10 protein-coding genes are annotated in these 15,338 nt (G+C 38.6%); 8 read left to right on the forward strand and 2 right to left on the reverse strand.

From position 1 onward, the window contains the following. Window positions 1-492 precede the first annotated feature (492 nt). The 8 genes from uvrA (at window position 493) to rfbB (ending at window position 12,540) form a co-directional block, all read left to right on the forward strand. Window positions 493-3,432, forward strand: coding sequence for an excinuclease ABC subunit UvrA (uvrA, locus tag B3209_RS00215; RefSeq protein WP_296689271.1), 2,940 nt, complete (start codon window positions 493-495; stop codon window positions 3,430-3,432). Between the two features lie 57 nt (window positions 3,433-3,489). Next, the gene (locus B3209_RS00220) at window positions 3,490-6,672 is read left to right on the forward strand and encodes a hypothetical protein (protein ID WP_296689274.1); all 3,183 of its coding nucleotides are present in this window, start codon (window positions 3,490-3,492) and stop codon (window positions 6,670-6,672) included. Between the two features lie 29 nt (window positions 6,673-6,701). Next, a complete protein-coding gene (locus B3209_RS00225; protein WP_296092173.1) occupies window positions 6,702-7,067 on the forward strand; it encodes a hypothetical protein in 366 nt (121 codons plus the stop codon). 154 nt (window positions 7,068-7,221) lie between these two features. Next, window positions 7,222-8,982, forward strand: a complete 1,761-nt coding sequence (lepB, locus tag B3209_RS00230) for a signal peptidase I (protein ID WP_296689278.1) — start codon at window positions 7,222-7,224, stop codon at window positions 8,980-8,982. A gap of 48 nt (window positions 8,983-9,030) precedes the next feature. After that, entirely contained in the window at window positions 9,031-9,891 is an 861-nt protein-coding gene (locus tag B3209_RS00235; protein WP_296689280.1) for a hypothetical protein, read from the forward strand. A gap of 57 nt (window positions 9,892-9,948) precedes the next feature. Continuing rightward, window positions 9,949-10,824, forward strand: coding sequence for a glucose-1-phosphate thymidylyltransferase RfbA (gene rfbA, locus B3209_RS00240; RefSeq protein WP_296689282.1), 876 nt, complete (start codon window positions 9,949-9,951; stop codon window positions 10,822-10,824). Next, window positions 10,824-11,423 (forward strand): dTDP-4-dehydrorhamnose 3,5-epimerase, encoded by a 600-nt coding sequence (gene rfbC, locus B3209_RS00245; RefSeq protein WP_296664060.1) that lies wholly within the window; start codon window positions 10,824-10,826, stop codon window positions 11,421-11,423. Before rfbA ends, rfbC begins: the two co-directional genes overlap by 1 nt. A 1-nt stretch (window position 11,424) precedes the next feature. Beyond that, window positions 11,425-12,540, forward strand: a complete 1,116-nt coding sequence (gene rfbB / locus B3209_RS00250) for a dTDP-glucose 4,6-dehydratase (protein WP_296689285.1) — start codon at window positions 11,425-11,427, stop codon at window positions 12,538-12,540. A 56-nt stretch (window positions 12,541-12,596) separates the two neighbouring features. Here the strand turns inward: rfbB and B3209_RS00255 are convergent, their stop codons facing one another. Then, window positions 12,597-13,163 (reverse strand): hypothetical protein, encoded by a 567-nt coding sequence (locus B3209_RS00255; RefSeq protein ID WP_294012026.1) that lies wholly within the window; start codon window positions 13,161-13,163, stop codon window positions 12,597-12,599. Window positions 13,164-13,220: 57 nt separating this feature from the next. After that, the gene (locus tag B3209_RS00260; RefSeq protein ID WP_296689289.1) at window positions 13,221-15,248 is read right to left on the reverse strand and encodes an ATP-dependent helicase; all 2,028 of its coding nucleotides are present in this window, start codon (window positions 15,246-15,248) and stop codon (window positions 13,221-13,223) included. Window positions 15,249-15,338: the final 90 nt, after the last annotated feature.

Genomic DNA, 15,338 nt, shown 5'->3' on the forward strand with positions numbered 1-15,338 from the left:
AACTCGAAATTCGACCTATTAGCTTTGCTTGAACTTCAGGTCAAACGCATTATAAATGCATTCAGCATAAAACTGGCTTTCAGTTACAGTTTCGTGGTTCAAAATCGCGCAATAATGCGCTACACGCTGATTGTTGCAAAGTAACTATAGAATTGCCCGCTCATGCGGCCGCAACAATCAGAGTGTTTTTGCCCCAGGAACCGTTCCTTTGAGCAAACTTTACTTAGCACAAATGTCGAGTTTTATAATTTAATGTCATTGCCGTGCTTGATCTATTCTGCCATCCTCCGGCTTGACCGGAGGATCTGACGTGCGGAGATTGCCGTGTCAAGCACGGCAATGACAAGATTGTTAGCACTAGAATGACAGTTAAGAAAATGTTTTGTCAAAACTCGAAATTAAGGGTACTTAAATTATTTATAATGCGTTTGCCCTGGCTTGAACTTATGCAGGCATTTTCATTTGTCTGCTTTTCTTCTATAATAAAAGACTATGAACGCATTCAACGATGAGAAAATTGTAATTCAAGGTGCGCGCGAGCATAACTTAAAGAATATCAGTGTTGAAATTCCGCGCAATAAGCTAGTTGCCATAAGCGGACTTTCTGGCAGCGGAAAATCATCACTTGCATTTGATACTCTTTTTGCTGAAGGCCAGCGCAGATATATGGAAAGCCTTTCTTCTTATGCAAGGCAGTTTCTTGGAAGAATGGACAAGCCGGATGTAGATTTGATTACGGGGCTTTCTCCTGCGATTTCAATTGAACAGAAGACAACCCATAAAAATCCGCGTTCAACTGTTGGAACTGTAACAGAAATCTATGACTATTACCGTCTTTTGTATGCAAGAATCGGAAAAGCCCACTGTCCGAATTGCGGCCGGGAAATCAAGGAGCAGTCAGTTGACCAGATTATAGAAACAATTCTTTCCTGGTCGCAGGGAACTAAGCTTACAATTCTTTCTCCTGTTATCCGCGGAAAAAAAGGCGAGCATCAAAAAGTTATTGACGATGCAAAAAAATCAGGCTTTGTGCGCGCTAGAATTGACGGCCTTATGGTGGAGCTTGAGGATTCCATAAAACTGGATAAGCAAAAAAAGCACACAATTGAAATTGTTGTTGACCGCATAGTTTTAAAGCCTGAAATTAGAAAACGTCTTGCCGATTCTGTTGAAACTGCGCTTCAAAGTTCAAACGGAGTTATAATAGTTTTGCGCCGCGTAAATAAGACAGACGAGGCTTATGAAAATGTTGTGCATGAGCTTTCTGCAAAAGGAAAGTCAGTTGATTCTGCCGCAGATTTTATAGAAGAGGAAGTTTTCTTTTCACAGAAGAATGCCTGCCCTGACTGCGGAATTTCTATTCCAGAACTTCAGCCTAGAATGTTCTCTTTTAACAATCCGTTTGGAGCCTGCCCCGACTGCACTGGTCTTGGCGAAAAAATGGAATACGACAAAAATTTAATTGCGCCGGATTCTTCCCTTTCGTTCAATGAGTACGGAATTCAGGCTTACAATCCGGAAAGTTCCTGGAACCATGCGATGTTTGAAGCTGTTGCAAATGAAGCGGGTTTTACTCTTGAAACTCCTCTCAAAGATCTTACAAAGAAGCAAAGCGATTTTTTGTGGAACGGAGATGCACAGAAAAACATAAAGTGGATTTACAAAAAACAAAGCGGCGAAGGAACAAGTTCTTACAACCGTCCGTGGCTTGGAATTTTCGGTGACTTACGCCGCCGCTACAATGAAGCTTGGGGAGAAAACGCAAGGGAATCTCTTGAAAAATTTATGTCGCATAAAGAGTGCGCGTCCTGCCACGGAAAACGTCTTCGCCCGGAATCGCTTGGCGTTACTGTTGGCGGAAAAAACATCTGGGACTTGACCGAGTTTTCTGTTACAGAAACTATAGACTTCTTTGAAAAATTAAATCTTTCAGAAACAGAAGAAAAGATTTCCGCGCAAATCTTAAAGGAAATAAAATCGCGTCTTTCGTTCTTGAAAAATGTTGGACTTGAATATCTTACGCTTCAGCGTTCGGCTGCAACTTTAAGCGGAGGCGAGGCGCAGCGCATAAGGCTTTCAACACAGATTGGCTCAGGACTTACCGGGGTTATGTATATTTTGGACGAACCTTCAATCGGTTTGCATCAGCGGGACAATCAGCGGCTCATTGATTCTCTTTTGTATCTTAGAAATCTTGGCAATACGGTGATTGTTGTTGAGCATGACGAGCAGACTTTGCTTACGGCGGATTATCTTGTTGACATTGGTCCTGGAGCTGGCGTTCACGGCGGAAAAATCATGGCATCAGGAACGCCTCAGGAAGTTATGAAAATTCCAGAAAGTCTTACTGGCCAGTACCTTGCCGGAAAAATCAGAATGGAAATTCCAAAGCTAAGAAGAACTGGAAACGGAAACTTTATAAAAATTCAAAATGTTACAGAGCACAACTTGAAAAATGTGAGCGTTGAAATTCCTCTTGGAACTTTTACTTGCATAACTGGAGTTTCTGGCAGCGGAAAATCAACTTTGCTGAATGACGTTTTGTTTCCTGCAATAAGCAATAAAATTATGAAGAGCGAGCTTCCTGTTGGTTCTTACAAAAAAATTTCAGGCTTGGAAAATATTGACAAAGTAATCAGCATAGACCAAAGCCCTATTGGAAGAACTCCACGGAGCAATCCTGTAACTTACATTGGTGTATTCGATAAAATCCGCGAGCTTTACGCAAGCATTCCGGAAGCAAAGGCAAAAGGCTACAAGAGCGGACGTTTTTCTTTCAATGTAAAAGGCGGAAGATGCGAGGCTTGCCAGGGTGCTGGAACTTTGACGATTGAAATGAATTTTCTTCCTGATGTTTTTATTCCATGCGATGTCTGTCACGGAAAGAGATTCAATCAGGAAACTTTGGACATTCTTTACAAAGGAAAATCCATAAGCGATGTTCTTGACATGACAATTGAAGAGGCATCCGATTTCTTTTCTGGAATTCCGCATATCGCAAGAAAACTTGAAACTTTAAAAAGCGTTGGTCTTGGTTATATTCAGCTTGGGCAGAATGCGCTTACTTTGAGCGGAGGAGAAGCTCAGCGTGTAAAACTTGCGTCTGAACTTTCGCGTCCTTCAACTGGAAAAACTTTATATATTTTAGATGAGCCTACGACCGGACTTCACTTTGTTGACATAAAGCAGCTTATGAGCGTTATTCAAAAACTTGTTGACAAAGGAAATTCTGTTGTGATGATTGAGCATAACCTTGACGTTATTTGCCAGGCGGACTATTTAATTGACCTTGGTCCTGAAGGCGGAAGCGGCGGCGGTTCTGTTATTGCGACAGGAACTCCAGAAGAAGTTGCAAAGTCAAAAGAAAGCTATACAGGAAAATATGTTTCCCAGCTTCTTGAACGCGAAAAAGAAAGAGACAGGCTTTTGTAAAAAATGTTTTTTTTGCTTTCATCATTCGGAAAAAAAACTGCTCTTTTTTTACTTTTTTTGTTTTTTTTATTTAAGCCTGCGTTTTCTCAAAGCGAAGTTACAGTTGTAACAATCATAAGCGCAAACTATTCAGAATACAAAAAAAATGAAAATACAAGCGAAGATGAAATTCACCTTTCTGGAAACGTAAAGCTTTCTGTTGAAAAAGAAAAATCAAAGACAGAAATAAAAGCTGACGATGTAACTTTTAATCGTTCAACACAAATGCTTTATGCAAAAGGAAACGTGCGCATTTTAAAATCTAGCACAAGTGGCGACGAACAGGACATTTCTGCTTCAACAGTTTTGCTTAACACAAGCACTTTGGAAGGCGTGTTTGACAATGGAAGAATTTTCAATGCAGGAAGCGGAGCTTTGAAGCTTCCGTCCGGCTCAACGATGATTGTCGCTTCTGAAATTTTTGGCAGAGATTCTTCTGGCTCTGTTGCATTTAAAAATGCCGCGCTTACTTTTTGCGATGATGAAGATCCTCATTGGAAAGTAAAGGCTTCAAGAATTTGGCTTCTTCCCGGAGGCGAGTTTGCGTTTTTGAATGCGGTTGTCTACGTTGGAAAAATTCCAGTTTTATATCTTCCGGCTTTTTATTATCCAAAGGATGAGCTTTTGTTTAACCCAGCGTTTGGATATGACGAGAGGTTTGGATATTATTTTCAGACTACAACTTATTTGATTGGAAGAAAACCTTTGCAAGATTCTGACACTTCTTCTGATGACGATCTTGCGGCTGGAATCTTCAACTTTATGCGCCCTTCAACTTTAAAAGAGCAAAAGAGGGAAGGCCTTGTTTTGCACAATCTGGACGAGAATTTTAAAGGAGACGCTTCAAGCTATTTAAAGTTTATGGCTGACTACTATGCGAACCTTGGATTTTCAACTGGACTTTCTGGCGTTTATAAGCCGACTTCTTCGGACTACATTTCTTCGATTGAAGCCGGAGCTCAGCTTGCGTTTACAAATACAGTTTTTTATTCAGGTGGAAAATATACTCCTTATTCTTCAGACGGAAAAATTGAAAAAGACAAGTCTAATTTTCTTGGAGTTGAAGCTCCGTTTCGTTATAGCGGCAAGTTAAGCGCTTCCATAAAAAAGCCGTTTTCATTGAGCCTTTCCATGCCTGTTTACAGCGATCCGTTTTTTACGGAAGATTTTGAAAAGAGGTCTGAATATCTTGACTGGATAAATTTTCTTTTGGGCCAGACAAAAACTGATGATAGCGACACAGAAGATACTTCTTCGCAGACATCTTCATTTGAATGGACTGCAAACGCTTCTTATTCTGTTCCGCTTCCGAATTTTGTAAAGCCGTTTATTTCAACTTTGTCCATTACAAATTTGTCGGCGGATATTTCATTTAATTCTAAGTCCAGAACTGATTCTGATTTTTCTTCTGCCGCAATTGACTGGCGCACTTACAGCCCTGAGCGTTCGTTTTTTTATCCATCGCAAGTTGTTCCATTTAAAATCGCAGCAAAAATTGAAGGGACGATTTTTAAATATCCATTTGAAAAAGTTTATGAGAAATTTGATCCGCCTTCGTTTCCAATAGAACTTGAAATTCCAGAAGACTTAAAAAGTCAAAAGCAAAAAGAAGCCAATTCACAAAATTCAGAAACAAAAGATGGGACGCAAAAAAAATCAGAGAAAGAAAAAGATGATGCGCTTGCTTTTTCTATACAGGAACTTGCGCCAAAGCCAAAAGAAAATATTATTGATGTAAAGGGAATTGAATACAAACTTGGCTACTCGATAGTTCCGCAGTTTACATCTCAAATCAACTATAATTCTTCTGACTTGCTTGAGCCTTCTGATTTTGAATGGGGAAATTTTTATTCAACTTATTATCAGATAAAAATTCCTACTACAATTTCAAGCGAGCTGGGGTTTAGAAATCCTTTTGTTTATTCAAAAAATGATTTTACATTTAATCCTATTTATCAGACCCATCCAAATCTTGATGGCTATACTTCCGAGTCTTCAAAAAATTCGGTAAAGCTTTCTGATTACAAAGCTAAAAAAATGGATTTGGTAAATGACAATACTTTTTCTATAAATCCATTTGCTTATTCTGACGTGTTCAAGGATTCAAGTATTGCTTGGAACTCTTCTATAAAAATTATAAAGACAGAATTTATTGGAGACGCTGAAAAGCCTGAATGGGAATATGCGGTTATGAAACTCACTGACGAAGAAACTGTAACTTCTCATACAGTGAGCGCAAAACTTGTCGCAAAAGAATCAGATGGTTTTTCGCAGTCGCTCACATTGACTTCAAATCTTCCGCCGCAGCTTGACGAGTACACTTTAAACGCATCTTTTTCTTTTCCTTATGCAAGCCTTTCTGCGGAAGTCGGGATAAAGCAGGAAAATGAAGATACAGACAATTTCATTTGGAATCCTTTTAAGCAGTCTGCCACACTGAAATTTTTTAGCGGAAAACTTTTATTTTCAGAATCCTTTAATTACGAAATGGAAGAAAAACGTTCGGATTCAATGAAACTTTCTTTTTCTTGGAATGATTTTCAGCTGTCGTACATAATGCAGTATACGACTTGCTACGATTTTGATTCAAGCGAAGGCTGGATTGCAAAAGAAGACAAGAAGTTTGTTCCTTACACTTTGAGCCTTGCGTATTCAACTTCCGGAAAAAATTTCAAGTATTGGAAAAAACGAATTACTTGGGCGCCATCTCTTACGGCTGGGATTGTCTATGACTGCGTTCGTCCAACAAACAGCTATTTTAGATTTGTTCCGTCTTTGACTTTTAAAATCCACGAAGCGTTTGAACTTTCGTTCAGTGCGGAAACTCAAAACAATGTTATTTTCCGATATTTCCAAAGATTCACAAAATACGACAATGTTATTTCCGGCGAAGAAAATATGTTTGTTGACTTGTGGAATTCTTTTGCTTTCTGGGGCGACGGTCAGTTTTATGACTCAGACCAGCTTAACAGACGTTCTTCTGGGTTCAAGCTAAAGACTTTAAAGGTCAGCATTACAAGAAATTTGCACGACTGGGATATGACAGGCTCAATTTCCTTTAAGCCTCGTCTTGTTACAAATGGAAGCGGCGCAAAAACTTATGACTATCATCCGTATATAACTTTTGCAATTTCGTGGCATCCAATGCCTAGTTTTAAGACTGAACTTATTGACGAATATGGAGAATGGCAATTACAATAGAATATATTGAAATAAACCGGAGGCGAAAAATGTCAGAAGAAATCAATGAAGAAAAAAAAGAAGAAACTGCTGCTGGCAAAAAGATATTTGCAAAAACTTTAAAGCAGTATCTTGACAAAGGTGTTGAAGCTTCTAAAAAAGGCTTGAAAACAGCTGGCTCTGCAATAAGTGAATTTGGCGACAAGTCCGTTAACAAAATTGATATTGTTCAGCTTAAAAACCGCCTTGAAAAAAAATATCAGGAGCTTGGACAGGCTGTTGCGGATCAGCTTGCGGAAGACGGAATTTCAATTTCAAAAGATTCTCTCGTTGTTTCTGAAAAACTTTCTTCAATAAATGAGCTTAAAGAAAAAATCCACGAAAAAGAAGAGGCCTTGAAAAAGTACGAAAAATAAAAGGAATGCCATTATTAATCCCATGCTGTCATTATCGGGCTTGACCCGGTAATCCCTATGAAACAAGACAATGAATTTGCAGGGGAATGGCGATGAAAATTTTTCATGCAGTAAATTTGTGGCAACGGATTTTGTTTTGTGATAGAATATCTGCATGAAAAATTTTTCGTTGATTATAAAACTGAATTTAATTTGTGCGGCAATTTTTTCTGTTCTATGTCTTTATATGCATTTGGACATTTCCGCCGTGGCTTTTCCTATTTCCGCAGGATTTACTGTTCTTCTTTATTTTGCTTCATACGTTGAGCTTGTAAAAAATAAATCAGTGCGCCACTTGAATTCTGTGCGCCGTGTTTTTCAGTACGAGCCTTTTGTTTTTATAACAGCTTTTGTTATTCAGCGTTCTGGAAAATTTGGATTTCCTGCTGCCTTTGATTTTTTGTGTGCTTTTGCTTGGATTGTGATTCTTGTTCTTGCAGTTTTGGCGCAGTATTTTCTTGCTGAAAAACGGATTGCGTCTCTTGATTCCGGCTGGGCTGAATTTTTAAAGACGAATCCTTACAAAAAGCCAAAGGGAATAAAGCGTGTTGCTGTTGAAATTCTTGAATGGATTGACGCGCTTTTCCAGGCTGTCTTTACAATCATGCTTTTGAATATTTTTATTTTTCAGCTTTACGAAATTCCGTCAGAAAGCATGGTTCCGACTTTCCTTGTAAAAGACAGGGTTGTTGTTTTTAAATCTCTTGCCGGTCCGAAGTTTCCGCTTAGCAACGCAGGTTTCCCTTATATTCAAAAATATAAAAGAGGCGACATTGTTGTTTTTAGAAATCCGCATTACGGAAGCGACCGCGAAAATGAAGTGAAAACTTTTTTCAGCCAGTTTATTTATATGTGCAGCCTTACACTTTTAAAGACAAACACTGACGAGCATGGCGAAATAAAAGCCGACCCTCTTGTAAAGCGTGTAACCGCAGTTCCGGGCGAGCAAATTTATATGCTTGATGGAACTCTTTATTCGCGTACAAAAGGCAGCAAGGAATTTAAGCCTGTAGTGCAGGATTCTTCTTGGGCTGCTTGGAATTTGAATCCGCTTTCTTCAAAGATAAAATCAAAAATTCAGGCAATTCCTCTCTCCGAAGCTCAGGCTGAATCGACTTTGAAGATTGAAGAGCAGCGCAGAACTCTTGACTTGAACAGCGCAAAAGCTGAATGCGAAAAACTTTCCAAGGAATTTGCTCGTTATGCGCGTCCAAAAGAAAATTCGGGCAAATCTATTGAAGAGATTTTTTCCGCGCGCGATTTGTTTGTCTACAATTTGTTTTCAAATATAAATAACGAAACGATTTCGCTTTTGACTGTAAAAGGCGGCTCCGATTGGGTTGACTCGTTCTTGAATAGCTGGCACCGTGAAAATAATATTTCTTTGCAAATGGTTGGAAGCGATGCGTATGCGGAATCAAGTTTCAGACTCAATGTAATGGCAAAGCTTTTATTCGGCAGGATTCTTGTAAGAAATGCAAGTCTCTTGGCTTCTGAAATTCCAGTTTCAAAATGGCAGTCTGATTCTGTGCGAATGGAATATCTTAAGGCGGCTCAAGAACTTTGTCTTTACATTCTTGAAATGGATTTAAGAAATCTTCCTGTTTTCCCTGCAAATGATGCGAATGGAAACGCTCAGTACATTCCTGAAAACTGCTATTTTATGATGGGAGACAACCGTTACAATTCTCTTGATATGCGCCATAGCTACGAGCAGACTTTAGTTTCAGTTTCGAAAATGGATTCAATGTCTGTAACTTACTATACAAGCCTCTCTCCTCAATATGTAAACAGAAGCCGTATGCTTGGAAAAGCCTGCTTTAGATTCTGGCCGTTGAACCGTGTTGGAATTCCCAAAAGCGGTTTGACTGACTAAAAGTGAATTGTTGTTGATTTTTGAAATAATAAATAATAGAATAGATTTATGACTGAACAGTACGAAAATAATAATGAAGATGAAATTTCTTTGATTGATTTGTTTGCGGTTCTTATCCGCTATAGAAAACTTATTGTTATAGGAACACTTTCTGTTGCGCTTGCCGCTTTTGCATGGCTTTTTGTCCTGCCGAAATTTGTTCCTTCGCTGAATAAAAAAACGCTTACAGTTTCTTACGCGCTAAAAACGGAACGATTGCCTGCCAGCGTTTTTAATGCAACAGGATATGATGTTCTTAAATCTGCCGTTGATTATATGCAAGATCCTGCTGTAATTTCTGAGTGCCAAAAAGATTTTCATATTTTTGAAAACGTAGAGCAAGCAGTAAATGGAGGAAATTTTTCTGTCCAGTCGTCTAATGCTTCTGACCGAATTACATTGCTTTGCAAAATTCCTGCTGAAAAAGAAAATGAATTGAATGATTTTATTTTGGAACTCTTAAAAAGCACTAACTCTTACATAGAAGATTCTGCTATGCAAAGAATTAATTCGTTGGAAGAAAATGCTGATAAAATTATTGAACAATATGGAAATTTGAGTCTGCCAGTTGTTTGGAGAGAAAAAAATGAAAAGTCGGAAATAAAAACTATTTCTGTGTCTGTAAATTGTCTTGAAATTTCATCAGATATAAAAACATTTAAAGCCAGCCATGAAAAATTTGTTTCAGAACCTATTCTTCTTTCTTCTATAGTAGATTCAGGAAGAAGGGCAATTAAATTTATAGTTGCAACTTTTGCCGCGTTCTTTATTTTTGTCTTTACTGCATTCCTTTTGAATGCAATTGAAAATATTAAAAATGATGAAAGCGCAGTTTCCTTAATAAAAAAAGCATGGGACGAAGGAAAATAAATTTTACAGGTGTTTCTTTTGGATTTTAAAAGCAACATAAAAAACAAGGATTGAGAAATGAAAGGTATTATTTTAGCAGGCGGTTCTGGAACTAGACTTTATCCAATCACAAAAGCAGTTTCAAAGCAGATTCTTCCGTTGTATGATAAGCCGATGGTTTATTATCCGTTAAGCTGTCTTATGCTTGCGGGAATAAAAGAAGTTCTTGTAATTTCAACTCCAAGGGATTTGCCTTTGTTCAAGGAGCTTTTTGGAGACGGAAATTGGCTTGGAATGAAATTTGAATATAAAGTTCAGGAAAAACCGCGCGGACTTGCTGACGCTTTTATTATTGGAAAAGATTTTATTGCGGATGACAGCGTTGCATTGGTTCTTGGCGACAACATTTTTTACGGTCAGTCTTTCACTTCAACTTTAAAGCGCGCAAAAGAAACTGTTGAGTCTGGAAAGGGCAGTGTGATTTTCGGCTATTATGTAAAAGAACCTTCAGCTTATGGAGTTGTTGAATTTGATAAATCTGGAAAAGTTTTAGGAATTGAAGAAAAACCTTCAGCTCCAAAATCAAACTATGCAGTTCCGGGACTTTACTTTTATTCAAATGATGTTGTAAAAATTGCCGCTGATGTAAAGCCTTCTGCCCGCGGAGAAATTGAAATAACTTCTGTGAATAACGAATTCCTTTCAAGAGGACAGCTTTCTGTTGAGCTTCTTGGCCGCGGAATGGCTTGGCTTGATACAGGAACTTACGACGGGCTTTTGGAAGCAAGTAATTTTATTGCAACAATTCAAAAACGCCAGGGAATGTATGTAAGCTGCATTGAAGAAATTGCATTCCGCAATGGCTGGATTTCAAAAGAAGAACTCTTGTCTCTTGCTTCGGGCTACAAAACTGAATACGGCCGTTATCTTGAATATATTGCAGGAGCAAACTGATGTTCGATTTTAAAAAATGCTTTGCTTCTGATGGAACAGAATTTTCAGGACTTTATGAAATTCAGCCGAAAGTTTTTGGTGACAGCCGCGGATATTTCTTGGAAACTTACAGTGAAAAAGATTTTTTCGAAGCCGGACTAAAAATGAAATTTGTTCAGGACAATCAGTCATCTTCTTCAAAAGGCGTTTTGCGCGGACTGCATTTTCAGACAAAGCATCCTCAGGGAAAACTTGTGCGTTCTTTGCATGGAAAAGTTTTTGATGTTGCCGTGGATTTGCGCAAAGGTTCTGCTGCATTTGGAAAATACTACGGAGTTGTTCTTGACAGTGAAAAACAGAATCAGTTTTACATTCCAGAAGGCTTTGCCCACGGATTTTATGTAATTTCTGATTCGGCGGTTTTTGCTTATAAATGCACGGACTTTTATCATCCAGAAGATGAAGGCGGCTTGATGTGGAATGATTCTTCAATTGGAATCGACTGGAAATCTGTTGGAGCTGAACAGATTCCGCTTTTAAGTGAAAAAGACAAGAAGCATCCGTCATTCTCTTTTGATGCGGATTATTTTGATTTAAATGGAAAATGGCAGGGAAAATAAAATGCGCAAACTAAAAAATATTCTTGTAACTGGCGGAGCTGGCTTTATTGGCTCGAATTTTATTCACTATTTATTTGGACTTTCTTCAGCGAATGGAAATCTTTTTAACGATGCAGATTTTAGCGGAAACGTTGTAAATGTTGACTGCCTTACTTATGCCGGAAATCTTGAGTCTTTAAAGGATGTTGAGGAAAAATTTGGCGGAAAGCGTTACTTCTTTGAAAAAGTGGATATTTGCAATCGCCCGGAAATTGAGCGGATTTTAAAGCAGTACGACATAGACACAATTATTCATTTTGCCGCGGAAAGCCACGTTGATCGTTCTATCTTGGGACCTGAAACTTTTATAAAAACAAATGTGATGGGAACTTTTACGCTTTTGGATGCTGCCCGCAATTTTTGGAAAAAGCCGGATGGAACATTCAGAGACGATGTTCTTTTTCATCATATTTCAACTGATGAAGTTTACGGTTCACTTGGTGAAACTGGATATTTTACAGAAACGACTCCTTATGATCCTCGCTCTCCGTATTCTTCTAGCAAGGCAAGTTCTGACCATATTGCAATGGCGTATTTCCATACTTATGGATTGCCGCTTACTTTAAGCAACTGCACAAACAATTATGGTCCATATCAGTTTCCGGAAAAACTTCTGCCTCTTATGATTAGCAATATCCGTGATGGAAAATCTCTTCCTGTTTATGGCAAGGGAGACAATATCCGCGACTGGATTTATGTTGAAGATCACAACCGCGCGGTTTGGCTTATTGTAAACAAAGGGCGGATTGGGCAGAAATATAATATTGGCGGAGAAAATGAATGGCAGAATATAAAGCTTCTTCATAAAGTGATTGAGCTTGCCGCTAAAAAACTTGGAAAGCCAGTTTCTGAAATTGAAAAAACAATCACTTATGTAAAAGACCGCCCGGGACATGACAAGCGTTACGCTATTGACTGCACTAAAATAAAAACTGAGCTTGGCTGGCAACGCAAAATGACATTTGAGGAAGGCTTGAATGCGACTGTTGACTGGTATCTAAAAAATATAGAGTGGGTTGACCATATTCTTAGCGGAGAATATACAAAATGGATAGACGCTAACTATAAGTCAAGATAAAGTGAAAAGAAAAAGCCTCGTGAAGACGAGGCTTTTTTTATACTTAAAAATATTGTTTATTGTCTTTTTACAAACTGTATAAAGTCCAAGTTCATTCCGACATCTCCGGTTTTTTGCTCTGAATTTGCCTGAATTGTAATTAGAATTGTGCGCGGTTCGTCAATTGTAAAATAAATTGGCGCTCTAGTTGTAAGTTCCCATGTTCCTAGCGGTGGATTGCTTGGATAAACACGGAAAGGAGTGTTGTCAATATAAACATAAAATGCGCTGTGGTCGGAGTCTGTGGCCTTTTCTTTTATAAGGCATTCGTATGTTCCGGCAGGAAATTTTACCTTTAGCTTAGCTGTTGCCGCCTCATCAAGAAGCCGTGCCGCGAATTGTCCGCTTGCATCTTTGTCCTGGACAACAAGAAAGTGATGAAGCAACATTGATTCAACTTCATATTTTATTCCGATTCCAGAATATTCAATAACAGGAAGTTCTGTTAACATTGGCGGCGGAGTCTGTTTGTCTTCAACTTTCAGGAATTCCGAATTCTTAGGAGAAGTTGCGCAAGAAAAAAATGCCAGCGTGCATACTGCCGTTAAAATAGTAAAAACTGTTTTCGATAAAATTGTTCTCATTTTTTTATTATAACATAAGAACTTTGCATTTGCAAATATCAATCTTGATTGGAACTTTTAAATCTTTGGGACTCTTGGTTTTGCCATGTTTTTCAGCATGTTTTGCAAAAGCTCGTGTGCTGTTTCTGCATCCACTTCTTTTGAAGGCTCGTGGTATTCAACAAGATTTGTAGGAATTTCGTCAAGAAAACGGCTTGGCTCGCATTCAACGGTGGATGTCATTTTTCTTCTGTGGGAGCAAGATGAAATTAAAAGCCTGTCTCTTGCTCTTGTAACTGCAACATAAAAAAGCCGCCTCTCTTCTTCGACTGCCACATCTCCGCCTTCTTCTACAGCGTGTGCATGAGGCATAAGTCCTTCTTCCGCTCCTGCAATAAACACAACTGGAAATTCCAAGCCTTTGCTTGCGTGGATTGTCATTAAATTCACTTTTCCTTTGTCCTGCTCATCGTCCATGTCGTCCCGCGAAATCAAAGTGATTCTATTTAAATATGCGTAAAGGCTTGTGTCGTCATAATTTGGATTGTTTTCCCATTGCTCCATGCTTTTTATTAAACTTTCGATGTTCATGTATTTAAATCTTGCGGATTTTTCACTCTTGGGATTTTCTGAAATCAAGTAGTCAAAATAATTTATTTCATCTACTAAAGCGCGCACTTTTTTTGCAAGCCCTTTTCCGGAAAGCATGCTTTTAGAATTTTCTATTATATTTGAAAAGGCTTCAAAATCAGCTTTTGTTTTTTCACTTACAGGACATTCCTCTTCCGAAGATGACAAGATTGCCTGAATGGATTCCCATAAAGAAAAATTCATTGTTGAAGCGACTTTGTTTATTGATTCAATTGCAGCTTTTCCGATTCCACGCCGCGGTGTGTTTATTATGCGCAAAAGATTTATGTCGTCATCATGGTTTGCAATTACACGCAAATAGCTGATTACATCTTTTATTTCCTTTCGCTCAAAAAAACTTGTGCCTCCGCTCATTGTGTATGGAATGTTATTTTCAAGAAATGCTTCTTCGATTGCGCGGCTCTGTGTGTTTGCCCTGATTAAAACTCCAAAGTCGTCATAGTTGCGTTTTTCGTCTACGCTGATTCCAAGAATTCCTTCTGCAATAAAATCAGCTTCTGCAGCTTCGTTTTCTGGTGAGTAAAGCTCGATTGGTTTTCCGTTTCCGTTTCCGCTCCAAAGTTCCTTGTCTTTTCGGTTTGTGTTGTGCTTTATGACTCCGTTTGCGGCTGCTAAAATTGTGCCGGTTGAGCGGTAGTTTTGCTCAAGCCGTATTTCAGTAACATCAGGAAAATCTTTTTCAAAGTTGACTATATTTTGAAAATCTGCGCCTCGCCAGCTGTAAATGCTTTGGTCATCATCTCCAACGACAGCGATATTTTTGTTTGCAAGAAGATGCATCATTTCGTACTGCTGATGGCTTGTGTCCTGAAATTCGTCAACCATTATGTAGCGGAATCTGTTTCTGTATGATTCCAAGACTTCCGGGTTTTCCTTAAAAAGTTTTATCGGAAGCACAATCAAGTCGTCAAAATCAACTGAATTAAAAAGCTTAAGACCGGACTGGTATTCTTCGTAAAGGCTTCTGTACATATCGCTTTCGGAATTCCAGTTTTTACGTCCGGTTTTTATATCGCTGAACAATGTGCTTATTTTGTAAAGATCCATTGCATCCGCTGAAAATTTCAGTTCACGCCCGCTTTCTTTTATTAGTGCTTTCTTGTCTGTTTCGTCATAGATTGAAAAATTTTCCCGGTAACCAAGTTTTGTTATTTCCTGCCTTAAAATGCGAACTCCGAATGCATGAAAAGTGCTGACTGTAAGATTGTTTAGTTTTTTTCCGGTAAGCTCTTTTATGCGTTCTTCCATTTCCTTTGCGGCTTTGTTTGTAAAAGTGAGCGCGAGAATCTGGCTTTGTGGAATTCCTTTTTCAAGCATATTGGCGATTCTGTAAGTGATTACGCGTGTCTTTCCAGAGCCTGCGCCTGCAATTATTAAAATCGGTCCTTCAATTGTAGACACAGCTTTGTATTGCTCCGGATTGAGCTTGTCCTTTAAATCGTTTTCAAGAGACATTTTTATTCCTTTTTTTAACTAGCCTTAATTTTGAGTTTTGATAAGAACAGCAATTTAACTGTCATTCTCGTGCTACGACACTGCGATGTT

Origin of the sequence: Treponema sp. UBA6852 (genome assembly GCA_002449305.1) — a bacterium.
Taxonomy (GTDB): Bacteria; Spirochaetota; Spirochaetia; order Treponematales; family Treponemataceae; genus Treponema_D.